23 protein-coding genes are annotated in these 20,382 nt (G+C 66.8%); 10 read left to right on the forward strand and 13 right to left on the reverse strand.

The window, feature by feature from the left end:
• Positions 1 to 255 precede the first annotated feature (255 nt).
• Positions 256 to 1,071 carry an alpha/beta fold hydrolase gene (locus CAG41_RS23645; RefSeq protein ID WP_085577925.1) on the forward strand — a complete coding sequence of 272 codons (816 nt, stop codon included), beginning with the start codon at positions 256 to 258 and terminating at the stop codon, positions 1,069 to 1,071.
• Positions 1,072 to 1,528: 457 nt separating this feature from the next.
• Here the strand turns inward: CAG41_RS23645 and dsbG are convergent, their stop codons facing one another.
• From dsbG to dsbD, 3 genes are read right to left on the reverse strand one after another with little or no spacing between them, the layout of a single operon-like run.
• Entirely contained in the window at positions 1,529 to 2,299 is a 771-nt protein-coding gene (dsbG, locus tag CAG41_RS23650) for a thiol:disulfide interchange protein DsbG (RefSeq protein WP_085577924.1), read from the reverse strand.
• Positions 2,275 to 3,150, reverse strand: a complete 876-nt coding sequence (locus CAG41_RS23655) for a TlpA disulfide reductase family protein (protein ID WP_085707534.1) — start codon at positions 3,148 to 3,150, stop codon at positions 2,275 to 2,277. Before CAG41_RS23655 ends, dsbG begins: the two co-directional genes overlap by 25 nt.
• Positions 3,150 to 4,883, reverse strand: coding sequence for a protein-disulfide reductase DsbD (gene dsbD, locus CAG41_RS23660; RefSeq protein ID WP_085640444.1), 1,734 nt, complete (start codon positions 4,881 to 4,883; stop codon positions 3,150 to 3,152). Before dsbD ends, CAG41_RS23655 begins: the two co-directional genes overlap by 1 nt.
• A 153-nt stretch (positions 4,884 to 5,036) precedes the next feature.
• Between dsbD and CAG41_RS23665 the strand changes: the two genes are divergently transcribed.
• From CAG41_RS23665 to CAG41_RS23685, 5 genes are all read left to right on the forward strand, one after another.
• On the forward strand, positions 5,037 to 5,717 hold the full coding sequence (locus CAG41_RS23665; RefSeq protein WP_085577921.1) for a response regulator: 681 nt from the start codon (positions 5,037 to 5,039) through the stop codon (positions 5,715 to 5,717).
• Positions 5,717 to 7,039 carry an ATP-binding protein gene (locus CAG41_RS23670; protein ID WP_085695145.1) on the forward strand — a complete coding sequence of 441 codons (1,323 nt, stop codon included), beginning with the start codon at positions 5,717 to 5,719 and terminating at the stop codon, positions 7,037 to 7,039. The genes CAG41_RS23665 and CAG41_RS23670 overlap by 1 nt, the downstream gene beginning before the upstream one ends.
• Positions 7,040 to 7,204: 165 nt before the next feature.
• On the forward strand, positions 7,205 to 7,690 hold the full coding sequence (locus tag CAG41_RS23675) for a GNAT family N-acetyltransferase (RefSeq protein ID WP_085577919.1): 486 nt from the start codon (positions 7,205 to 7,207) through the stop codon (positions 7,688 to 7,690).
• A gap of 142 nt (positions 7,691 to 7,832) precedes the next feature.
• The gene (locus CAG41_RS23680; protein ID WP_085707535.1) at positions 7,833 to 9,245 is read left to right on the forward strand and encodes an aspartate aminotransferase family protein; all 1,413 of its coding nucleotides are present in this window, start codon (positions 7,833 to 7,835) and stop codon (positions 9,243 to 9,245) included.
• Positions 9,246 to 9,328: 83 nt separating this feature from the next.
• Positions 9,329 to 9,553 (forward strand): MbtH family protein, encoded by a 225-nt coding sequence (locus tag CAG41_RS23685; protein ID WP_085577917.1) that lies wholly within the window; start codon positions 9,329 to 9,331, stop codon positions 9,551 to 9,553.
• Between the two features lie 184 nt (positions 9,554 to 9,737).
• On the opposite strand, the gene CAG41_RS23690 is transcribed toward CAG41_RS23685, so the two are convergent.
• The 10 genes from CAG41_RS23690 to soxR all read right to left on the reverse strand — a co-directional run bounded on the left by CAG41_RS23690 (position 9,738) and on the right by soxR (position 17,323).
• Positions 9,738 to 10,643: a metal ABC transporter solute-binding protein, Zn/Mn family gene (locus CAG41_RS23690; RefSeq protein ID WP_085629873.1), complete on the reverse strand. Its 906-nt coding sequence runs from the start codon at positions 10,641 to 10,643 to the stop codon at positions 9,738 to 9,740.
• Positions 10,644 to 11,543 carry a metal ABC transporter permease gene (locus tag CAG41_RS23695; protein WP_085577915.1) on the reverse strand — a complete coding sequence of 300 codons (900 nt, stop codon included), beginning with the start codon at positions 11,541 to 11,543 and terminating at the stop codon, positions 10,644 to 10,646. It lies immediately after the preceding gene.
• Entirely contained in the window at positions 11,540 to 12,295 is a 756-nt protein-coding gene (locus CAG41_RS23700) for a metal ABC transporter ATP-binding protein (protein WP_170930053.1), read from the reverse strand. The genes CAG41_RS23695 and CAG41_RS23700 overlap by 4 nt, the downstream gene beginning before the upstream one ends.
• Before the next feature lie 68 nt (positions 12,296 to 12,363).
• Positions 12,364 to 13,293 (reverse strand): metal ABC transporter substrate-binding protein, encoded by a 930-nt coding sequence (locus CAG41_RS23705; protein ID WP_085577913.1) that lies wholly within the window; start codon positions 13,291 to 13,293, stop codon positions 12,364 to 12,366.
• A gap of 35 nt (positions 13,294 to 13,328) precedes the next feature.
• Positions 13,329 to 13,904, reverse strand: a complete 576-nt coding sequence (locus CAG41_RS23710) for a DUF6162 family protein (RefSeq protein WP_085707536.1) — start codon at positions 13,902 to 13,904, stop codon at positions 13,329 to 13,331.
• On the reverse strand, positions 13,901 to 14,248 hold the full coding sequence (locus CAG41_RS23715) for a hypothetical protein (protein ID WP_085577911.1): 348 nt from the start codon (positions 14,246 to 14,248) through the stop codon (positions 13,901 to 13,903). The genes CAG41_RS23710 and CAG41_RS23715 overlap by 4 nt, the downstream gene beginning before the upstream one ends.
• A complete protein-coding gene (locus tag CAG41_RS23720) occupies positions 14,245 to 14,787 on the reverse strand; it encodes a thiamine pyrophosphate-binding protein (protein WP_085577910.1) in 543 nt (180 codons plus the stop codon). The genes CAG41_RS23715 and CAG41_RS23720 overlap by 4 nt, the downstream gene beginning before the upstream one ends.
• A complete protein-coding gene (locus CAG41_RS23725) occupies positions 14,784 to 15,983 on the reverse strand; it encodes a PepSY domain-containing protein (protein ID WP_085695149.1) in 1,200 nt (399 codons plus the stop codon). Before CAG41_RS23725 ends, CAG41_RS23720 begins: the two co-directional genes overlap by 4 nt.
• A 301-nt stretch (positions 15,984 to 16,284) precedes the next feature.
• Positions 16,285 to 16,743: a VOC family protein gene (locus CAG41_RS23730; protein ID WP_085577908.1), complete on the reverse strand. Its 459-nt coding sequence runs from the start codon at positions 16,741 to 16,743 to the stop codon at positions 16,285 to 16,287.
• A gap of 112 nt (positions 16,744 to 16,855) precedes the next feature.
• Positions 16,856 to 17,323, reverse strand: coding sequence for a redox-sensitive transcriptional activator SoxR (gene soxR, locus CAG41_RS23735; RefSeq protein ID WP_085629878.1), 468 nt, complete (start codon positions 17,321 to 17,323; stop codon positions 16,856 to 16,858).
• A 93-nt stretch (positions 17,324 to 17,416) separates the two neighbouring features.
• Here soxR and CAG41_RS23740 point away from each other — a divergent pair, with 93 nt between their 5' ends.
• The 4 genes from CAG41_RS23740 to CAG41_RS23755 all read left to right on the forward strand — a co-directional run bounded on the left by CAG41_RS23740 (position 17,417) and on the right by CAG41_RS23755 (position 20,343).
• Positions 17,417 to 17,779 (forward strand): antibiotic biosynthesis monooxygenase, encoded by a 363-nt coding sequence (locus CAG41_RS23740; protein WP_085707537.1) that lies wholly within the window; start codon positions 17,417 to 17,419, stop codon positions 17,777 to 17,779.
• A 201-nt stretch (positions 17,780 to 17,980) separates the two neighbouring features.
• Positions 17,981 to 18,250: a hypothetical protein gene (locus CAG41_RS23745; protein ID WP_085577905.1), complete on the forward strand. Its 270-nt coding sequence runs from the start codon at positions 17,981 to 17,983 to the stop codon at positions 18,248 to 18,250.
• A 101-nt stretch (positions 18,251 to 18,351) separates the two neighbouring features.
• Entirely contained in the window at positions 18,352 to 18,966 is a 615-nt protein-coding gene (locus CAG41_RS23750) for a LysE family translocator (RefSeq protein WP_085577904.1), read from the forward strand.
• Between the two features lie 207 nt (positions 18,967 to 19,173).
• Positions 19,174 to 20,343, forward strand: coding sequence for a cysteine desulfurase family protein (locus tag CAG41_RS23755; protein WP_085577903.1), 1,170 nt, complete (start codon positions 19,174 to 19,176; stop codon positions 20,341 to 20,343).
• The last annotated feature ends 39 nt before the right edge of the window (positions 20,344 to 20,382 follow it).

The following is a 20,382-nucleotide window of genomic DNA, read 5'->3' on the forward strand; positions in this document are numbered from 1 at the left end:
ACGACTCGGCTTGCCAGCGATGAGGCCGACACATGCAGCCTCGGTGTTGGCAGGGCGACCGCCATTGCCAGCAGGTATTGTGGCCGTCCGCTAGGCCTGCGAACGACTGAGAATCCTGTGGGAGCCAGCCTGCTGGCGATGGCGTCTGCAAAACCACCGCAAAACCGTCTTGTACATTGCCGTACATTTCCAAGGTTGACGACAACGAACCGGCAGCTCAGTCTGCCGGTTCTCTTTTTCTCGCGGAGGTGATGGATGCCCTTTTTCACGGTGGACGGACAAGCGCTGCACTACACGGATCAAGGCTCGGGCCCGGCGCTGCTCCTGGCCGGCAGCTACCTGTGGGACGAGGCCATGTGGGCGCCGCAGATCGCCGCGCTGTCGCCGCACTACCGGGTGATCGCGTTAGACCTGTGGGGTCACGGCGAGTCCGGGCGCTTGCCCGAAGGCACCGCGTCGCTGGACGACATCGCCCGCCAGGCCCTGGCGCTGCTCGATCACCTGGACATCGACCGGGTCACCCTCGCCGGCCTGTCGGTGGGCGGCATGTGGGGCGTGCGCCTGGCGCTGTCGGCGCCGCAGCGGCTCAACGGCCTGGTGCTGATGGACACCTACGTCGGCGTCGAGCCGGAGCCGACCCGTCAGTACTACTTCTCCCTGTTCAAGCAGATCGAAGAGAGCGGCGCGATTTCCGAGCAACTGCTGGACATCGTCGTGCCGATCTTCTTCCGCCCGGGCATCGACAAGGCGTCGGCGCTGTACCAGGACTTTCGCGCGAAACTGGCGGGCTACTCGCCGCAGCGCCTGCGCGAAAGCATCGTGCCGATGGGGCGCATCACCTTCGGGCGGGATGATCTGCTGCCGCGTCTGGGGGAACTGGATGCAGCGACCACGCTGGTGGTGTGCGGCGACCAGGACAAACCGCGTCCGCCGACGGAGGCACAGGAAATGGCGGAGCTGATCGGCTGCCCGTGCGTGCTGGTGCCGGAGGCGGGGCACATCTCCAACCTGGAGAACCCGGCGTTCGTGACCGAGGTGCTGTTCACGTTCCTGAGCGAGCGCAACCGCTAGGCCCGGTTTCGTGCCGCAGCCAAAACCTGTAGGAGCTTGCCTGCAAGCGATGAGGCCGGCACAGCCAGCATCACCGTTGGCAGACCCACCGCCATCGCCAGCAGGCTGGCTCCCACAAGGAATCTCGGATGTATGCGGAATCTGCGGCCGCCTCCAGAACCTGTGGGAGCGGGCTTGCCCGCGATGAGGCCGGTACAGCCGACATCTTTATCGCCTGACCCACCGCCATAGCCAGCAGGCCGGCTTCCACAGGGAATCTCGGATGTCTGCAGAACCTGTCGCCGCCAAACCTGTGGGAGCTGGCTTGCCAGCGATGAGGCCGGCACAGCCAGCATCACCGTCGCCTGACCCACCGCCATCGCCAGCAGGCTGGCTCCCACAGGAAGTCTCGGGTGAATGCAGAGCCTGCGTTCACCGCAGAACAATGTGTGAACGGCGCTGCCTGCAAAAGCCGGCGTTACTTGGGCCCCAGGATCTTCGCCAGTTTGTCCGGCGCCGGCGCCCCTTGCTGTTGCTGCAGCTCGCCCTTGTCGTCCATGTAGAAGATCGCCGGGGTGGCCTGCAGCTCCAGCTCGTCCATCAGTTGCATGTTCGCCTCCAGCTTGGCCTGCACCGCCGCCGGGACGTCCTTCATTGCCTTGAGCGAGCTGCCCTTGCCGGCCTTCTCGTGGTCTTCCAGGGCCTTGGCCGGATCCTTGGCCGCCAGCAATGCGGCGGACTTGCCCGGGCTGTCCTCGCGGATGATGCCGACCATGATGTGGCGCAGCTGCACCTTGCCGGCCTTGACCCAGGGACGGGCCTGCTCCCAGAACATGTTGCAGTACGGGCAGTTCGGATCGCTGAACAGGTACACGGTGCGCGGGGCGTCCTTGTTGCCGTCCTGAATCCAGTTGCTCGCCTCGAACTTGCCCCAGATCTCCTTGGCCATCGGCGCGTAGACCAGCTTCTGCAGCGGCTCGCTGCTCAGGTCGTTGCCGTCGGCGTCGTACAGGTTGCCCAGCAGCACGTGCTTGCCGTCGGGCGTCAGGTACAGCGCCATGCCACGGTTCTGGTACTGCGCCGCATAGCCGCGCAGGCCGTCCGGGGCGTCGAAGCGGCCGACGATCTTCGCGCCCTTGGCTTCGATCTTCTTGATCGCGTCGGGCAGTTCTTCAGCGGCCTGCACGGACGGCAGATGCAGCAGGGCAGCGCCCAGGGTCAGCGTCAGCAGGTGGCGGAGGCGGGGCATGGCAGTTTCCTTGCAGAGGTGGCCGGTGCGGCGTTCGGGTTCGAATCGGGGGTGTCGAAGTTTTCCAGGGCGCGGGCCAGGCTGGCGTTCGACAGTTCGCCCAGGTGGCTGCCCAGCAGGCGCCCGTCCGGACTGTAGAACAAGGTGGTCGGCAAGGCCATGGAACCCACGGCCTGGCCCAGGCGCCCGCTGCGGTCGAACAGGACGTTGTTCAGGCTCAGGCCCTGGGTCTCAAGAAAGGTGGCCACGCTCTGCATGCTCTCGGCCTGGTTGACGAACAGGAACGTCAGATCCGGGCGCTGCTGCTGGGCATTCTCCAGCACCGGCATTTCCCGCCGGCACGGCGGGCACCAGGTGGCCCACAGGTTGATCACCAGCGGCCCGCCCCGGTAGTCGGTCAGTTCCACGGTTTCCCCGGCGGCGTTGCGCAGGGTGATCTGCGGCAGGCGCGTGCCTTGTTCATAGATGCCCAGCGCCAAGGTCGCCAGCAGCCAGAAGCCCACGCCGCTCGCCACGCCGAAGCCCAGCGGGCGGCGCAGGCCCGGCCGGCGCCAGCCGCGGTACAGGGCGGCGAGCAGCAGCGCGATCACCCCCGGCCAGGCGAGGAAGCCGCCGTCGCGCAGGTCGATGATCTGCCAGGGATCGCTGCGGTAATGGCCCCAGTACACGACCACGAACGCGATGCGCGCCGCCAGCAGGCCGAGCAGGAACAGGCTGAACAGCGCCGACTCGGGATTGTCCCCGCCACGCTTGGCCACCCGCCAGCCGACGAACGTCGCCAGCGCCAATGCACTGATCAGCAGCAGGTGGTTGAGCGCGATGGCAAAGGTGCCGAGGGTGAAGGTCAGCATTAACGGGCGTCTCGGGTGATGGTCCAGTGTTGCAGGAAGGCGTCGGCGCTCACTTCGCCGGTGATGCGCCGGCTGCGCCGCTCTTCGCCGTCGGCGCCGATCCACACGAAACTCGGCGGTCCCGGCACTTTGTAGCGGCCGAGCAGTTCGCGGCTGGCGGCATTGTCGGCGGTGACGTCGATCCGGAGCAAGCGCACGTCGCTCAACGCCTGCATCACCCGGGCCTGGCCGAACACCTGCTTCTCCATGACCTTGCACGACACGCACCAGTCCGCGTAGTAGTCGAGCATCACCCACTGGCCCCGGGCCTTTGCCGCATCCAGCTCACGGGCCAGGGCGGCGGGATCCTTGATGGTGGTGAAGGCGTCGTGGCTGTCGGGGGCCGCTGCACCGTCGCGTCCGGCGCTGTAGACCTGCAACGGCCGGTACGGATCGTCGCTGCCGCCGGCCGCGCCGACCACCAGCAGGCTGCCCCACAGGCCCAACAGCAGCGAACCGGCGCCGAACACATGGGCGACGCGGCCGAAGCCTTCGGACTGTTTCCAGGCGCTGTACGCGGCGATCAGCAGCAGGGCGCCGCACAGGCCCAGCCACAGCACGGGATCCAGCACCGGACGCAGCATCAGCAGCGCGGTGGCCAGGAACAGGAAACCGAACACGCCTTTGAGCAGGTTCATCCAGGCGCCGGGCTTGGGCAGGAAGCGATTGCCCACCGTCACCAGCACCAGCAGCGGCACACCGATGCCGATGCCCAGGGCGAACAGGATCAGCCCGCCGTGCACGGCGTTGCCGCTCTGGGCGATGTAGAGCAGGGCGCCGGCCAGCGGTGCGGTCATGCACGGGCCGACCAGCAGGCCGGACAACGCCCCCAGCACCCCGGCACCGATCAGGCTGCCGCCGGTGCGGCTGCGCGAGGCGTGCTCCAGCCGGTCGCGCAACGCCACCGGCAACTGCAGCTCGAAGAACCCGAACATCGGCAGCGCCAGCACCACGAAAATCGCCGCGAAGGCCCCCAGCAGCCAAGGGTTCTGCAACCACGCCTGCAGGTTCGCGCCCAGCGAGGCCGCCACCACGCCCATCGCCGCGTAGACCAGCGCCATGCAGATCACATAACTGCCGGCCAGGGCAAAACCGCGTCGCGGGGTGGCGCCGCTGCCGACGATCATGCCCGCCAGGATCGGCAGCATCGGCAGCGAGCACGGGGTGAATGCCAGCAACAGCCCGAGGCCGAAGAACACCAGCAGGCTCCAGCCCAGCGCCCGCTGCTGCAGGCCGCTGGCCAGGGCCTGATCCGGCGCCTCGGTGCCCGTGGCCGCAGTCGCCTGACCGCCGAGGTCGATGATCCGGGTCTGTGGCGGATAGCACAGGCCGGCGTCGGCGCAGCCCTGATAGCTGACCTTGATCTGGCCGCTGGCGTCGGCCGGGATCTTCAGCTCCAGGCCCTGGCGGTACACCGGTTGCTCACCGAAAAACTCGTCGCTGTGGGACTCGCCCTCGGGCAGGGCCGGTTGCCGGTCGGTGCTCAGGCCATCCAATTTCAGACGTTTCTGATACAGGTAATAGCCGTCGGTGATCTGCCAGAACAGCTGGGTTTCGCCGGATTCCAAGCGTTCGGACGTCAGCACGAACGCCTTGTCGACCGGCAGGAACTCGGGCTTGGCGTCGAACGGATTGTTGCCGGCCTGGGCCAGCGTGGAGATCAGCAACGCAAAAAAGAGAAAGAAATGACGCATGGAGGAGCCTTGTCCCTGTGCAATTGAGGTGCACAGTGGCGCGCGGCGATTAACCGATGATTAACCGCCGCGCCCTTGTCGGTGCGGCGTTCGGGGCATAATGTCGGCTTAATCGGCCGGCGGCCTAATCTGCCTTTTTCTACGGGATCCACCATGCACGTACTGGTTTGCGAAGACGACGAGTTGATCGCCAGCGGCATCGTCGCGGGGCTGACGGCCCAAGGCCTGACCGTCGAGCACGTCAACACCGCCTCCAAGGCGCGGGCGATGCTCAAGGTCGCGGAATTCGACGTGATGGTGCTGGATCTCGGCCTGCCCGACGAAGACGGCCTCAAGCTGTTGCAGCAGTTGCGCCAGCAGGGCCTGGAGATTCCGGTGCTGATCCTCACCGCGCGGGACTCGGTCACCGACCGGGTCGACGGCCTGCAGGCCGGCGCCGACGATTACCTGCTCAAGCCTTTCGACCTGCGCGAACTGTTCGCCCGCCTGCAGACCCTGTTGCGGCGGGTGGCGGGGCGCAGCGTCAACCTGATCGAGCACGGTGCGCTGACCTACGACCCGAGCAGCCGCGAAACCACCCTCGCAGGGCGGCCGGTGGACCTGTCGCGGCGCGAGCAGTCGCTGTTGCAGGCCCTGCTGCACAACCGCGGCCGGGTGCTGTCGACCGAGCAGTTGAAGGACAGCGTCTACGGGTTCAACGACGAGCTGGAAAGCAACGCGCTCAACGTGCACATCCACCACCTGCGCAGCAAACTGGGCAAAGGCATCGTGGAAACCGTGCGCGGCCTGGGCTACCGCCTGGGCCCGGCCGACGGCGGAGATTCCGACAAGTGATGAGCCTGCGCCTGCGCCTGAGCCTGACCCTCGGCGCCGCCTTCGCGCTGATCTGGGCCCTGGCCGCCGCCTGGATGCTCAGCGACCTGCGCAACCAGATGATGTTCTCCCTCGACCAGCGCCTGGTGGCGTCGGCGCGGATGGTCGCGGGGCTCCTGGAGCAATTGCCGGCGTTGCCGGGCAAGGGCGAGGGCACCCATTTCAGCGCCGAGCAACTGAACATCCCCGGCGGCATGGCCTGCCAGGTCAGTTCGTTGCGCGGCGAGATCCTCGCCCGCAGCCACAACAACCCGGAACAGGCGCTGGAAGCGCAAAAAATGGGCTTCCACGACCAGATGATCGACGGCGCGCCGTGGCGCACCTTCACCCTGGCCCGGGGCGATGTGCGGATCACCACGGCGGACCGGGTGATCGAGCGCGAGGCCCTGAACATGTCGATCCTGCTGGCGGCCTCGGTGCCGGTGGGCGTGGCGTTGCTGGGCTGCCTGTGCCTGCTGTGGCTGGGGATCGGCCAGGGGCTGACGCCGCTCAACCGCCTGCGCGAAGCCTTGATGCGGCGCAACGCCGATTCGCTGGAGCCGTTGCAGATCCAGGCCTTCCCCAGCGAACTGAAACCGCTGCTCGAAACCCAGAACCAGCTGTTCCTGCGCATCGGCAAGACCATCGAGCGCGAACGCCGCCTGACCGGCGACGCCGCCCATGAGCTGCGCAGCCCGCTGACGGCGATCAAGACCCACCTGCAAGTGGCGCGCATGACCGACGGCAGCGCCCGCGACCAGTCATTGGCCCGGGCCGAGGAGGGCGCCGACCGGCTGCACCGCACCCTGGAGCAACTGCTGTTGCTGGCCCGGGTGGAGGGCAGTCTGTCGTTCGATGACGGCGTGCAGTGCAGCGCCGAGCAAGTGGCGAAACTGGCGATCCAGGATTCGGCCAGCGACCAGCGCCAGCGGATCCGGCTGCACTTGCCGGAGCGGTTGTCGGCCGCGCCGCTGCAGATGCCGGCGGTGCTGTCCATCGCGGCCCTGCGCAACCTGCTCGACAATGCCCTGCGCCACACCCCGGCGGACGGGCCGGTGGAGCTGAGCCTGGAAACCAGCGGCAACCGCGTGCGTTTCGTGGTGCGCGACCACGGCCCCGGCATCGCCTCGGACGACCTTCAGCACCTGACCCAGCGCTTCTGGCGCAACGGCCAGAGCACCGGCTGCGGCCTGGGGTTGGCGATCGTCCAGGCGATTGTCCAGCGCTGCGCCTGCACCCTGCATTTCGACAGCCGCCCCGACGGCCTGCGCGTCGAGCTGACCATGCCGCTGCAACCGGCTTGAACCAGGCACCTTTGCGGTGCCTTGACCGACGTCATCGCCAGCAGGCTGGCTCCCGCATGGTGTTGCGCCGGGCACATCAAATGTAACGCCTGCACATTGGCGATGCGCCCGCCGCACCGCTATCGTCCTGCTCAGCCTGACTCAACGGACTGAGGAAACCGCGACATGGACGCCTCCATCTACATCTGCCCGGCCACCTTGCGCGATGCCGGCGTGATCAGCCGCATCGTCGAGCGCTCGATCCGGGTCGGTTGCGCCCTCGACCACCGCAACGACGCGCAACTGGTCGACCACTGGATCCGTCGGCAATCGCCCGAGCACATCCGCGCCTGGCTGGCCGATCCCGAGCACTACCTGAACATCGCACTGTTGCAGGACAAGCCGGTCGGGGTCGGCATGGCGGCGGCCTGCGGCGATGTCACCCTGTGCCACGTGCAGCCGGAGTGGTTCCGCCGTGGGGCCGGGCGGGCGCTGATGGGGGATCTCGAAGGCTGGCTGCGGATCCGCGGAACGCCCCGCGCGACACTGCGCAGCACCCGCGCGGGTGAAGCCTTCTACCGGCGCCTGGGCTATTGCGAGTCGGCGCCGCGCCAGCTCCACCACGGCGTGCAGGCGCTGCCGATGCACAAACGGTTGCCGTTGTCGGCCTGACCGGCGATCAAGGGTGTAAATCCTCGACGCGCTTAAGCGTTTCCAGAACAGGAAAACCTGCATGTGCGCTCCATGACCGGAACGCGCACCTGCGTGGTGTGCAGTTTTGGTCACTATCCATAGCGCATTGAGGGGTCGAGAGATGTCAGTCGCCACCAGCCAAATCGAAACATCGCCGGCCGAAACCGGCCACGAACCGGCGGAAACGCTGTACCAGTTCAACGAGTCGCCGCTGCTGGCCCGCCAGAGCCGCCAGGAGTCCAACGCCCGCAGTTACCCGCGGCGCATTCCGCTGGCGCTCAAGCGCGCCAAGGGCCTGTATGTCGAAGACGTCGAAGGCCGTCGCTTCATCGACTGCCTGGCCGGTGCCGGCACCCTGGCGCTGGGGCACAACCACCCGGTGGTGATCGAGGCGATCCAGCAGGTGCTGGCCGATGAGCTGCCGCTGCACACCCTCGACCTGACCACCCCGGTCAAGGATCGGTTCGTCCAGGACCTGTTCGGCCTGTTGCCGCAGGCATTGGCCGCGGAAGCGAAAATCCAGTTCTGCGGCCCGACCGGCACCGACGCCGTGGAAGCCGCGCTGAAACTGGTGCGCACCGCCACCGGGCGCAGCACCGTGCTGTCGTTCGCCGGCGGCTACCACGGCATGAGCCAGGGCGCGCTGAGCCTGATGGGCAGCCTGGGGCCGAAGCGGCCGCTGGGCGCGCTGCTCAGCAACGGCGTGCAGTTCATGCCGTTCCCGTACGACTACCGCTGCCCGTTCGGCCTCGGCGGCGCCGCCGGCGTGAACGCCAACCTCAGCTACCTGGAGAACCTGCTCAACGATCCCGAGGCCGGCGTGCAGTTGCCGGCGGCGGTGATCGTCGAGGCGGTGCAGGGCGAGGGCGGGGTGATCCCGGCGGACATCGAGTGGCTGCGCGGCCTGCGCCGCATCACCGAGAAGGCCGGCGTGGCGCTGATCGTCGACGAGATCCAGAGCGGTTTCGCCCGCACCGGCAAGATGTTCGCCTTCGAGCACGCCGGCATCGTGCCGGACGCGGTGGTGCTGTCCAAGGCCATCGGCGGCAGCCTGCCGCTGGCGGTGGTGGTCTACCGCGAGTGGCTCGACAAATGGCAGCCGGGGGCCCACGCCGGTACGTTCCGCGGCAACCAGATGGCGATGGCCGCCGGTTCTGCGGTGATGCGTTACCTGGTCGAGCATAAGGTCTGCGAGCATGCCGCCGCCATGGGCGAGCGCCTGAGCGAGCATTTGCGCCTGCTGCAGCGGGACTTCCCGCAGCTGGGCGACATCCGCGGCCGCGGCCTGATGCTCGGGGTCGAACTGGTCGATCCGCAGGGGGCGCCGGACGCCTTGGGCCACCCGCCGGCCTTCGCCCGCCTGGCGCCGCTGGTGCAGCGCGAATGCCTCAAGCGCGGCCTGATCCTGGAACTGGGCGGCCGCCATGGCGCGGTGGTGCGGTTCCTGCCGCCGCTGGTGATCACCGCAGCGGAAATCGACCGCGTCGCCGGGATCTTTGGCCGTGCCTTGGCCGCCGCGACCGCGGACCTGTAAATTTTTCGCCGCGCCGAACGTTCCTTCTACATACCCGGCTGCACCGTTCGTGCAGCCCACCCTTACAGCGATGGAGACACAGCATGACGTCAGTATTCGACCGCGAGGACATCCTCTTTCAGGTCGTGGTCAACCACGAAGAGCAGTACTCGATCTGGCCGGACTACAAGGCCGTGCCGCAAGGCTGGCGCACCGTGGGCAAAAGCGGCATGAAGAAAGAGTGCCTGGCCTACATCGAAGAGGTCTGGACCGACATGCGTCCGCTGAGCCTGCGCCAGAAGATGGAAGCGCAAGCGGCTGCCCAGTAAGCCGTCGGCCAAAGAAAAACCCGCTGGACCGGTGACGGTCAGCGGGTTTTTTCTTGCCTGCGGTTTTTGTCAGGAGCGGTTGGGCCTCATCGCCAGCAGGCTGGCTCCCACAAAGGTCAGGCGCCGGCAATCCCTGTGGGAGCCAGCCTGCTGGCGATGAACGATGACACGGTTGCGGATGAGGTTACGTGCCGCTCAAGCCCTTGAGCAGCAGATCCACATTGCCCTCCAGCTCGGCCACCGGATCCGCCCCGTCGGTGCCCAGCACCACCAAGCGGCTGCCCGCGTCGGCAATCGCCGCCTTCAGCGCCGGGGAAGGCTCGCGGTGATGCAGCACCACCGCCACGTCGTTGTCCTTCAGGGTGGCGGTGAGCCGTTTCAGGTCCTCCGGCGTCCACTCGGCGTCCGGCCGTGCATCCTGGCCGGCCAGCTCCAGGTTGAGGCTGCCGATCAGATACCCGAAATGGTCGCTCAGGCTCATCACGCTCAGGTTATCGGCGCTCGCCAGCCGCGCCTCGGTGTCGGCGTTGAGCTTGAGCAGACGCTGTTTCAGCGCCGCCAGGTTGGCTTCGATCTTCGGCTTGTCCTGCGGCGCCAGGCGTACCAGGTCCGCCGCCATCACATCGGCCATGCGCCCCATGTTGTTGCCCGCCAGCCACGGTTGGCTGTTCAGGCCGTCGACCTTGAGGCCCGGCTGCACGGCGATGCCGGGCAGGGCGCCGTCCACGGGCCGGGCGGCGTCGACCTCGACGATGCGGATGTTGCTGCGCCGGGCCATCGGGTACAGCGGATCATCGGCCCACAACGAGCGCACGCCGATCACCGCATCGGCGCCGGTCGCCAGCTTGCTCAGCGCCGGGGCGCCGCGACCGCTGAAGTAGGCGGTCTGGCGGCTGCCCGGCAGGTTGGCCGGCGCCGCGCGTTCCAGGCTGACGGCCGTGCCTTTGAGCAGCGTTTCGCCCAGGCCGTAGGTGATCGGCAGCGAGGCCAGCACCCGCAGCGGCCCGGTGCCGTCGGCGGCCATGACGGAGGTGGAGACCGCGCCGCACAGGGCGAGGGCCAGGGTCAGTCGTCGCAATGCAAAAGTCATTTATCCGAGGTTCCCTTTCAGGCTGGGGACGACGCCGCGCGCGACGGCGGCGAGGGCGAAGGCGAGGCCGGCGACCAGGATGATCGCGGCGCCGGACGGCACCGGCAGGTCGAACACGATGGGCGCCAGGATCCCGCACAGGGTGCTCACGGTGGCGATCAGCACCGAGCACCAGAAGAAGCCCTTGAGCGACTGGCTCAGCAGGCGCGCGGCCGCGGCCGGGATCACCAGCAGGGCGCCGACCAGGATCGCGCCGATGACCTTCACCGCCGCGACGGTGATCAGCGTCACCAGGATCACGAACAGGTAGTCCAGCGCCTTGACCGCCACCCCGCGCACCGCCGCCAGTTGCGGGTTGAAGCTGGCGAGCATGATCCGGTTGTACAGCGGCAGGGCCAGGGCCATCACCAGCGCACCGACGATGGCCAGCACCAGCAGGTCGTTGCCGTTGACCGTCAGCACCGAGCCGAACAGGACGTTCTCCAGGATGTGCACGTTGATCTTGCCGGCCAGGATCAGCAGCAGGCTGGCGCCGAGGGCCAGGGACACCGACAGGAACACGCCGATCAGGGTGTCCGGCGCCAGGCCGGTGCGGTTGCGCAGGTAATTGAGCAGGATGCCGAACAGCAGGCAGTAGCCGAACAGGCTGCCGTAAGGGCCGGTGTAGGGCTCGCCGAGCAGGATGCCGATGGCCACGCCGGTCAACGCGGCGTGGCCGACCGCTTCGGAGAAGAACGCAAAGCGCTTGACCACAACCAAGGTGCCGAGGCCGCCCAGCACCGGGCCGATCAGCAGGCCGGCGAGCAAGGCATTGACCACAAAACCATAGGCCAGCGCCTCGGGCAGATAACCGGAGGAGGCCCAGCCTTGGACCATCAGCCGAAAGGCTTCGTAACTCATTGCGCAGCGCTCCGTGGGTGGGTCGAGAACAGGGTCAGCAGGCGTTCCGGGGTCAGGGCCTGTTGCGGCGGGGCGTCGAACAGCACCCGGCGGCTGAGGCCGGTGACGTGATCGGCCAGACGGCCGACCGCTTCCAGGTCGTGCTCGATCCACAGCACGGTGATGCCGGCGGCGCGCCAGTCGCCGAGCAGGCGTTCGAACACCTGGATCCCGGCTTCGTCCAGCGCCGACATCGGCTCGTCGAGCACCAGCAGTTGCGGCGCCGGGATCAGGCCCTGGGCCAGCAGCACCCGTTGGCGTTCGCCGCCGGACAGCGCGCCCATCCGGCGCTTGCGCTTGTCCTGCATGCCGACCCGTTCCAGCGCATCGCCGATGGCCCCGGCGTAGTGCCGGCTCAGGCCGAGGAACGCCGGACGGCGCTGGCACATGGCGGCCATGAAGTCATCGACGGTCATCGGCAGGCCCCGGTCGAACTCCAGCGCCTGCGGCACGTAGCCGATGGTGCCGGGCTCGCCGGGCCACTGCAGGGTGAGCCGGCCCTGGTGGGGCATCTGGCCGAGCAGGGTCTTGATCAGCGAACTCTTGCCGCCGCCGTTGGGGCCGACCAGCGCGTGCACGCTGCCGGGCCGCACCGTGAAGGTGACGTTGTCCAGGATCGTCGTGCGCCCGAGCGTCAGGTTCACTTCGTTGAAATCCAGGGTCGGCCCCAGTGCGAGCGGGGTTGCCCGCGAAAACGCCGGATCGGCCGGCATCATCGCAGGATGACTCACCGCCTTCGCGGGCACGCCCGCTCCCACAGGGGATTCGATGTCTGTCGAACTCATGCGCCGGACTCCTGGATCGCCCGCACCACGGTGTTGAGGTTGCCGGCCATTTCTTTTTCGTACTTGTCGGCGGTGTATTCGCCGTAGGAAATGTGCGACAGCGGATAGAGCTTCACGCCGGATTCGCGCTGGATGGTGTCGACATAGGTGGAAGGGAAGTCCATCTCGGAGAAGATCACCTTCACGTCCAGTTCGCGCAGCTGGTCGATGGTCTTCTTCAACTGGCTCGGGCTCGGCTCGATGCCGTGGGCCGGTTCGACCACGGCGGTGACCTCCAGGCCGAATTCGCGCAGCAGGTAGTCGTAGGCCGCATGCACCGTGGCCACCCGCAGTTCGGCGTTGGGCGCCTGGGTCAGCTTGGCCAGGGCGTCGGCGCGCATCTGCCGCAGGCGCTTGCCGTAGGCGCGGGCGTTCTGGGTGTAGGCCTTGGCGTTGTCCGGGTCGAGCTTGCCCAGTTCCCGGGCGATGTTGTTGACCTGGGCGATGGAGGCGCTGACCGACAGGAACGTGTGCGGGTTGACCACCTTGCCGGCGCCGCGTGCGGCGACGCCGGTGGCGGCCAGCAGCGGCACGTTTTCGTTGGCTTCGATGGTCTTGATGTCCGGGGTTTCGCTGGCGGCGATCATGCGGTCGGCGAAGTCGTCATGGCCCACGCCGTTGAGCACGATCACGTCCAGCCCGCTGATGCGCTTGATGTCTTCGGCGCGGGGTTCGTAGGCATGCGGGTTGAAGCCGGCGGGAATCAGCGGCACCACGTCGGCCTTGTCGCCGACGATGTTGGCCACATAGCTGTAGTACGGGTGCAGGGTGATGCCGATGCGCAGGCGCTTGGCCGGGTCGGCGCTGGCCAGTGGGCTCAGCAGGCAGGCGCACAGGCCGGCCAGGAGCAGGCGCAGGAAGGGGCGGCGGGCAGAGGAAATGGACATGGGCAAGCGGTCTTCCGTGGAATGGAGGCGGGAGGTCAATGGCGATGCTCGCGGGTCACCCCGGCATCGTATTGCGCGACGATCTGTTTCCAGCCGGCGGCCGATAGGGCATCGTCGGAAAGATCCGTCGGCACCCCGGCGTCGGCCTGGCGGGTAAGCCAGATGTCGGGCGGGGCGTGCCCGTCGGCGTCCGTGCGCATCAGGAACGAACCGGCCACGGCAGGCGCCTGGCTTTGGCCGTAGTAGGCCGAGTTGGCCAGCAACTGCCATGCGTGACCGCCGCGGCTGACGGAGCTGGCGTCCTGGGCGAACGGCGCGAAGCCTTCGTCGGCCAGGGCCTGCGGTGTCGGCAGGGCCTGTTGTTCTTCGCGCAGCAGGCGGATTTCGTCGAGGGTGACCCGCAGGTCGGCGTAGAGGCCCTGCTCGGCGGCATTGAGGTCGCGGCGGGCATCCAGCTGATGGCCGGAAACCGGCTCGGGCTCGTGGGATACGCCGCGCCAGGCCACCACGGAACCGGCGAGCGCCAGGATCAGCAGGCATAACAGCAGCACGTTGAGGGTTTCATGGCCGGCGCCGGCCGGGCGGACGGTTTGGGTGGTGGGTGTGGTCATGGGCTTTCGATGTCCGCCTGGTCGATTTCGACGACGTGGCCGGGGCCGGCGTCGAACAGCACGTAGAACTCGGCGCCGGGCTTCTTGAAGGTCAAGGTCGAGTCGGCGCCGAGCTTGCCCGGCAGCAGGATGGTTTCGTCATAGCCGATCACGTCGAGGGTCACCCCCGGCGCTCCGCTGCCGTCGGAGAAGCCACCGGTGCATTTGATCTGTTCGGCGTCGATGGCCTTGCACTCGCACATCGGGTTGTGGGCCAGGGCGCCGGCGCTGAAGACGGCACCGAGCGCCAGCAGCGCGGCGCTCAGGCACCGGCGTGGGCGGAAAGGACGTGGGGCGCGGCTCATGGTTTGGCTCCTTGTTTGTTCAGCCAGGCGAGAGTGGCGGGGGAGGCCTGGCTCAGCGGAATCGAGGCCTGGTGCATGCTGCCGTCCCAGCCTTCCATGGTGATCCACAGTTCGGCATCGGCGCGGGTCTTGTCCGGCACCGGCAGTTGGGTGCCCATGCGGTACGGCGTACCGAAGAAGATCGAGCCGGCGGCGCGCAGGCTGCGGGGCTTGCCGATGCGCAGGTAAGTGGCCTTGACCTGATCGACGCAGGCGCTGCACAGGGCGGCGTTGAAGCCTTTGAGGTAGCCGGCCGGGCCGTCGGAGCGCGGGGCCTCGTCGCGCAGCTCGGCCAGGCGCAGGCTCCAGGGGCCGACCTGGATCTGCCCGATCTCCCGCTCGCCCAGGCCGCTGTCGCCGCGGAACAGCGCGGCGTCGGCGAAGTACTTGGGCATGAAGCCCAGCGGAATCAGGAGCAGCAGGACATTGATGTGGAAACGCCACTTGTGCCAGAACAGGCTCAGCCGGGAAGGCTGCGGTGCAGGTGTGGATCGGCTCACAGGCTGGCCTCCGACGGTTCATGGCGCGGGGCCGGTTGTGCCTTGACGCGCTGCTGCTTGTGCTCGCGCTTGAGCGCATTGGCGGTGGCCAGGGCCGTGCGTTTGGTCCAGATCAGCAGCCCGCTCAGCACCATCATGCTCAGCAGCAGGCCGAAGAAGAACCAGATCAGCTTGATCCACAGCCCGCCGAAGTCGCCGGTGTGCAGCGGGCGCATGGATTCGGTGACGAACTCAAGCGAGGTGCGGTCGGACAGCAGGCGCGTGGCCGCCACGTCGCCGCTGTAGGGGTTGAGCGTGGCGCTCTGGAACATCAGCGGGTACCAGCCGCGTCCGCCGATGTCGAGGTGGGCGTAGGCGTTGCCCGGCAGGCTGACGAAGCTGGCTTCCAGGCCGGGGATTCTCTCCCGGGCGATTTCGACGGCGCGGTCCAGGCTGATCCGTGGCGGCGGCGTGCCGTCACCGGACATCGGCACGGCTTCGCGGGCCATGGCCGGGATGATCGGTTCGCTGGAGATGGAGATCTGGTTGTCCGACAGCAGCGCCTGGATCAGGAACCAGGTGCCGGTGATGGAGATCACCGCGATGAACCAGATCGACCAGATGCCGCTCAGGCGATGGAAGTCGCCCCAGAAGATCCGTGCGCCGTGCCTGAAGCGCAGGGTCGGGCGCAGGAAGCCTTTCCAGAACCGTTTGTACACCACAAGCCCGGTCACCAGCGAAGCCAGCATCGGCAGGCCGAGGAACGACACCAGGTACCAGCCCCAGCTGAAGCCGTTGGTGAACGGCACCAGCCACCAGCCGTGCAGCGCCCGGGTGAAGGCCTTGAAGTTGAAGTCCGGCGCCGTGCCCTGGATGGCGCCGGTGTACGGGTTGACGTACACCGTCTGCACACGACCGTCGGGGTAGCTGACGTCGACGTCGAGGGCAAAGTGCGATTCGTCCGGACGGTTGATGCTTTGCACCACGGTCTGCGGTTCGGCTTTCTTGATGGCGGCGAGGATCTGGTCGTAGCTGAGCCGCGTCGCGTCGTCGGACGGCTGGCTGGCGCGCATCTGGGGGTTGGCCAGCCAGACGATTTCCTGGCTGACCACCGCCAGGGTGCCGGTGACGCAGACGATCAGGACAAAGAACCAGATCGGCAAGGCCAGCCAGCTATGCACCAGGAACCACAGTTTCGAGCGGGATTTCTTCGACATGATTGAACGTCTTGATTCAGTGGGAGGAGCGGCTGCTACGGGCTTCGCAGCAGGGGCGTCCCTGGAGGGCGCGGTCGAGGCGTTCGCCCGGGCGACCGGCCCGCATCTCTATAAGACGGATGAGCGAGGAAATTCCCGATGGGTGATATGAAAGTAAATGTTTCGCACTTCGCCGAAGCGGCATCCGCACTGTGGGAGCGAGCCTGCTCGCGATTGCCTCAAGTCAGTCGACAGCTTCATTGACGGACATACAGCAATCGCGAGCAGGCTCGCTCCTACAGGCATTCGGCAAGGAGGTCGTTCAGCCTTGCTTGAACCTCTCAATGGCCCGCTGACGGATCTGCTCTTCGGTCAGGTCTTCCTTGCGCGAGGCCAGGAACCACAGATGCCCGTAAGGATCTCGCAAGGAGCCGCTGCGGTCGCCGTAGAACTGATCCTTGACGTCCTCCACGGAGGTCGCACCGGCATCGATCGCCCGCCGGAACGACTTGTCGACGTCGGTCACATATAGATGCAGACCGACCGACACGAACTGCTCCGGACTGCTGAACGGCCCCTCTTCGCACGGGGTGCCGAGCATGATCGCGCTGTCGCCGATGCGCAGTTCGGCATGGCCGATGTTGCCGTCGGGCATGGCCAGGCGCATGACTTCGGTGGCGCCGAAGGCTTTCTTGTAGAAGTCGATGGCCTCGGCGGCTTTCTTGATGCCGAGATACGGGGTAATGCTGTGATACCCCTCAGGAATGGGTTTGACGCTCATGACGTTCTCCCTGTTCTTTCTTGTGGACGGTCAGTCTTCACCGGATGTCCGGTCGGTCAACTATAGGTCCGTGCCGGCGCCGCAGACCGGGCCGCCGACAAAGGGTCGGCGGTCATTCGGCATCGCTCGCCGACGGCGGGAAGTGCGGCCCCGGCCCCTGTTCCCCGAGCACGTCCCCGTAGTTGCGCAGCGGGCAGGCTTCCATCGACAGGCACCCGCAGCCGATGCAGCCGTTGAGGCGGTCGCGCAACAGCATCAGTTGCCCGATCCGCTCGTCCAGTTCGCGGCGCCATTGCTCCGACAGCCGTTTCCAGTCCGCCGCCGTCGGCGCCCGGTTGTCCGGCAGGTTCTTCAGGGCTTCGCCGATTTCCGCCAGCGGAATGCCCAGGCGCTGCGCCACCTTGATCAACGCCACGCGCCGCAGCACTTCCCTCGGATAGCGGCGTTGGTTGCCGGCATTGCGCTGGCTTTTGATCAACCCCTTGGATTCGTAAAAGTGCAGGGCCGTGACCGCCACGCCGCTGCGGGCCGCGACTTCGCCGACAGTCAGTTGTTTGTGCAGGGTGTCTGCGGTGACCATTTGAAGTTTGCCTCTTGACCTTTACTTAACTAGAGGTTTTAACCTGCACGCCTTCGAATCGCAAGATTCGCCTGACAGACGAGTGGGGACGTTATGCACGCGCCGAAAAACAGCAGCTTCACCCAATTGATCGAATTCGAGATCGACCCCGGACAACAACCTGCGCTGGTCACCGCGTTGGCATTGCAGACCGAGCGTCTGGCCGAACGCTACGCCGGGTTCGTCAGCGCCAGCGTCCAGGCCAGCGACGACGGCCGGCGGGTGCTGGGCTTTCTGCAATGGCGCTCGCGCGAGGCCGGCGAGGCGGCGTTTCGCAGCTTCGAAAACGGCGAGCAGGATTTCTGGCACCTGATCCGCTCCCATCGGGCGCGCACCGTGACCTTCGGTTCGTTCCAGGTGTTGAGCAGCATTGCCCGCAGCCATGATGACGGGCTGCATTGCCAGCTGGTCGGATAGATCGGCAGCCGGATCAAGCGTTTCGGGGGCGGTGCGGTGTGGGAAGGATCAGTCGCGGCACTGCCCGACTGATCTTGCGTACGTGCTTGAGGGACTCACCGTCAAACCTGATAGCCACTATTGAGCGCGTTGATTTCTGCGCACGCGTGCCCGGGCGTAGCCTTTGTCCATCGACAAACACCTTTCGCCAGGACGCTCCCGATGAACCGCTTACTGACTGTTTCCCTGATGCTCGCCGTCTCCGTGCTCGCCGGTTGCGCCAGCCACGTGTCGCCCGAGCTGCGCCCCTACACGGCGGAAGAAACCCGCGAACTGGCCCTCGAAGCGCTGAACCGCCGCGGCCTGTCCTTCGACGAGTACCACGCGAAGAAAGCCGAACTGCTCGGCCAGCCACAGAGGACTGTCGGCTTCGACAGCCATGGCGAAATGAGCGCTGAACGGGCCGTACAGCTTCACGGTCGTCCAAGCTGATCGATAACTGTACTGCTCGAAGTTTCACCCAACTGTCCATGGGCTGGCGCGGTGCCGTGCGATAGGGTCAACACCTGAATGACCCTCACGGAATGCCTGCCATGACCCTCTCGCTCGATCTGCTGCTGGGCTTCGCCCTGTTTGCCCTTGTCACCTCGATCACGCCGGGGCCGAACAACACCATGCTGTTGGCGTCGGGGGTGAATTTCGGCTTCAACCGCACCATCCCTCACATGCTCGGCATCACCTGCGGCTTCTTCGTGCTTGTCGTGGCGGTGGGGTTCGGCCTGGGCGCGGTGTTTCAGCGCTATCCCTTGCTGTACACGATCCTGCGGTATGTCGGCGCGGCCTACTTGCTGTACCTGGCGTGGAAAATCGCCCGCTCCGGCCCGGTCGGCGACAGCGGCGACGGCGAAGGCAAGCCGATCAGCTACCTGGGGGCGGCGGCGTTCCAGTGGGTCAACCCCAAGGCGTGGATCATGGCCATCGGCGCCATCAGCACCTACACGCCGATGCAAGGCTACTTCACCAACGTGCTGGTGATTGCCGCCGTGTTCGCCATCATCAACCTGCCGAGCGTCGGCGTGTGGGCGGCCTGCGGCACCTTGTTGCGCAACGTGCTCAAGGATCGCCGCTGGCTGCGGGCGTTCAACTGGGGGATGGCGGCGCTGCTGGTGATTTCGCTGTACCCGCTGCTGCTGGAAAGCTTTGCCTGACGCATCGCTTCAACCGCCGGCCCGATGCCTGTTAAGCTCGGCTTCAGGAGCGTTCCTACGCACTCTTAAATGAAGTTGTTCTTCTTTAACGGCATCCGATCAGGTAATGATGACGCTCTCTAACCGCGGCGCGGCCCACAAGGCTGCGCCTTGCCGTTTGCAGACACGAGCCTCCTGACCCCGGAACACGCTCTGCGAGTTTTTTCTATGAACCAACGTCCGCTGTATTTCGATTACGCCGCTACCACCCCGGTGGACGAGCGGGTCATCCAGGTGATGATCGAGTGTCTGGGCTTCGACGGCAATTTCGGCAACCCGGCCTCCAGCTCCCATGCCTTCGGCCGGCAGGCCCGGCACACGGTCGAGCAGGCGCGCCTGCAGGTCGCCGAACTGGTCGGGGCCCAGGCCGGGCAGATCGTCTGGACCTCCGGCGCCACCGAATCCAACAACCTGGCCCTCAAGGGTGTGGTCCAGGCCCGGGGCGTGCCCGGCGGGCACATCATCACCAGCCAGATCGAACACAAGGCCATCCTCGACACCGCACGGCAACTGCAGGACGCCGGCATCGCCGTGACCTACCTGGTGCCGGACGCCGACGGCCTGATCACCCCGCAGGCGGTCAGCGAAGCGATGCGCGACGACACCTTTCTGGTGTCGCTGATGCTGGTCAACAACGAACTGGGCACCGTCAACGACATCCCGGCCATCGGCGAGGTGGTGCGCGGCCGCGAGGCGCTGTTCCATGTCGATGCGGCGCAGGGCGCCGGCAAGGTCGCCATCGACCTGGCGCAATGGCCGGTGGATCTGATGTCCTTCTCGGCGCACAAGCTGTACGGCCCCAAGGGCATCGGCGCCCTGTACGTCGGCCCGCGCGCGCAGCAGCGTCTGCAGGCGCAGATCCACGGCGGCGGGCATGAAGGCGGCTTGCGCTCCGGCACCCTGGCGACCCACCAGATCGCGGCGATGGGCGCCGCCTTCGCCCTGGCGGCGCAGGTGTTCGATGAAGAGAAAAACACCATCGCTGCGCTGCGCGAGCGCCTGCTCGAACAGGTGCTGAGCCTGCCCGGCGTGCGCCTCAACGGCAGCCCGCAGCGGCGCATCCCGCACACCCTGAGCCTGACCTTCGGCGAAGGCGAGTTCAACGCCGCGACCCTGAGCCATTCGCTCGCGTTTTCCGCGACCTCGGCCTGCAACTCGGCGAGCAACACCCCGTCCCACGTGCTGTTGGCGTTGGGGCATGACGCACGCCTGGCGGGCCGCACCATCCGCCTGAGCCTCGGCCGCTTCACCACGGCCGACGACATCGACCGGGCCGTGCAACTGATCAAGGCCGCCTGCACCGGCGCTCCGGCGTTCTGGGCGACAGGACTTTCATAAAGGTGCCGGACACAACCGGCACCGGACAATAACGACGAA

The sequence above is a fragment of the Pseudomonas sp. B35(2017) genome (assembly GCF_002113645.1).
Lineage (GTDB): Bacteria > Pseudomonadota > Gammaproteobacteria > Pseudomonadales > Pseudomonadaceae > Aquipseudomonas > Aquipseudomonas ekonensis.

What these genes read in the sequence shown, in the direction of transcription:
- CAG41_RS23645 (WP_085577925.1), top strand. Translation starts at nt 256, where the DNA reads ATGCCCTTTTTCACGGTGGACGGACAAGCGCTGCACTACACGGATCAA.
- dsbG (WP_085577924.1), bottom strand. Translation starts at nt 2,299, where the DNA reads ATGCCCCGCCTCCGCCACCTGCTGACGCTGACCCTGGGCGCTGCCCTG.
- CAG41_RS23655 (WP_085707534.1), bottom strand. Translation starts at nt 3,150, where the DNA reads ATGCTGACCTTCACCCTCGGCACCTTTGCCATCGCGCTCAACCACCTG.
- dsbD (WP_085640444.1), bottom strand. Translation starts at nt 4,883, where the DNA reads ATGCGTCATTTCTTTCTCTTTTTTGCGTTGCTGATCTCCACGCTGGCC.
- CAG41_RS23665 (WP_085577921.1), top strand. Translation starts at nt 5,037, where the DNA reads ATGCACGTACTGGTTTGCGAAGACGACGAGTTGATCGCCAGCGGCATC.
- CAG41_RS23670 (WP_085695145.1), top strand. Translation starts at nt 5,717, where the DNA reads ATGAGCCTGCGCCTGCGCCTGAGCCTGACCCTCGGCGCCGCCTTCGCG.
- CAG41_RS23675 (WP_085577919.1), top strand. Translation starts at nt 7,205, where the DNA reads ATGGACGCCTCCATCTACATCTGCCCGGCCACCTTGCGCGATGCCGGC.
- CAG41_RS23680 (WP_085707535.1), top strand. Translation starts at nt 7,833, where the DNA reads ATGTCAGTCGCCACCAGCCAAATCGAAACATCGCCGGCCGAAACCGGC.
- CAG41_RS23685 (WP_085577917.1), top strand. Translation starts at nt 9,329, where the DNA reads ATGACGTCAGTATTCGACCGCGAGGACATCCTCTTTCAGGTCGTGGTC.
- CAG41_RS23690 (WP_085629873.1), bottom strand. Translation starts at nt 10,643, where the DNA reads ATGACTTTTGCATTGCGACGACTGACCCTGGCCCTCGCCCTGTGCGGC.
- CAG41_RS23695 (WP_085577915.1), bottom strand. Translation starts at nt 11,543, where the DNA reads ATGAGTTACGAAGCCTTTCGGCTGATGGTCCAAGGCTGGGCCTCCTCC.
- CAG41_RS23700 (WP_170930053.1), bottom strand. Translation starts at nt 12,295, where the DNA reads ATGCCGGCCGATCCGGCGTTTTCGCGGGCAACCCCGCTCGCACTGGGG.
- CAG41_RS23705 (WP_085577913.1), bottom strand. Translation starts at nt 13,293, where the DNA reads ATGTCCATTTCCTCTGCCCGCCGCCCCTTCCTGCGCCTGCTCCTGGCC.
- CAG41_RS23710 (WP_085707536.1), bottom strand. Translation starts at nt 13,904, where the DNA reads ATGACCACACCCACCACCCAAACCGTCCGCCCGGCCGGCGCCGGCCAT.
- CAG41_RS23715 (WP_085577911.1), bottom strand. Translation starts at nt 14,248, where the DNA reads ATGAGCCGCGCCCCACGTCCTTTCCGCCCACGCCGGTGCCTGAGCGCC.
- CAG41_RS23725 (WP_085695149.1), bottom strand. Translation starts at nt 15,983, where the DNA reads ATGTCGAAGAAATCCCGCTCGAAACTGTGGTTCCTGGTGCATAGCTGG.
- CAG41_RS23730 (WP_085577908.1), bottom strand. Translation starts at nt 16,743, where the DNA reads ATGAGCGTCAAACCCATTCCTGAGGGGTATCACAGCATTACCCCGTAT.
- soxR (WP_085629878.1), bottom strand. Translation starts at nt 17,323, where the DNA reads ATGGTCACCGCAGACACCCTGCACAAACAACTGACTGTCGGCGAAGTC.
- CAG41_RS23740 (WP_085707537.1), top strand. Translation starts at nt 17,417, where the DNA reads ATGCACGCGCCGAAAAACAGCAGCTTCACCCAATTGATCGAATTCGAG.
- CAG41_RS23745 (WP_085577905.1), top strand. Translation starts at nt 17,981, where the DNA reads ATGAACCGCTTACTGACTGTTTCCCTGATGCTCGCCGTCTCCGTGCTC.
- CAG41_RS23750 (WP_085577904.1), top strand. Translation starts at nt 18,352, where the DNA reads ATGACCCTCTCGCTCGATCTGCTGCTGGGCTTCGCCCTGTTTGCCCTT.
- CAG41_RS23755 (WP_085577903.1), top strand. Translation starts at nt 19,174, where the DNA reads ATGAACCAACGTCCGCTGTATTTCGATTACGCCGCTACCACCCCGGTG.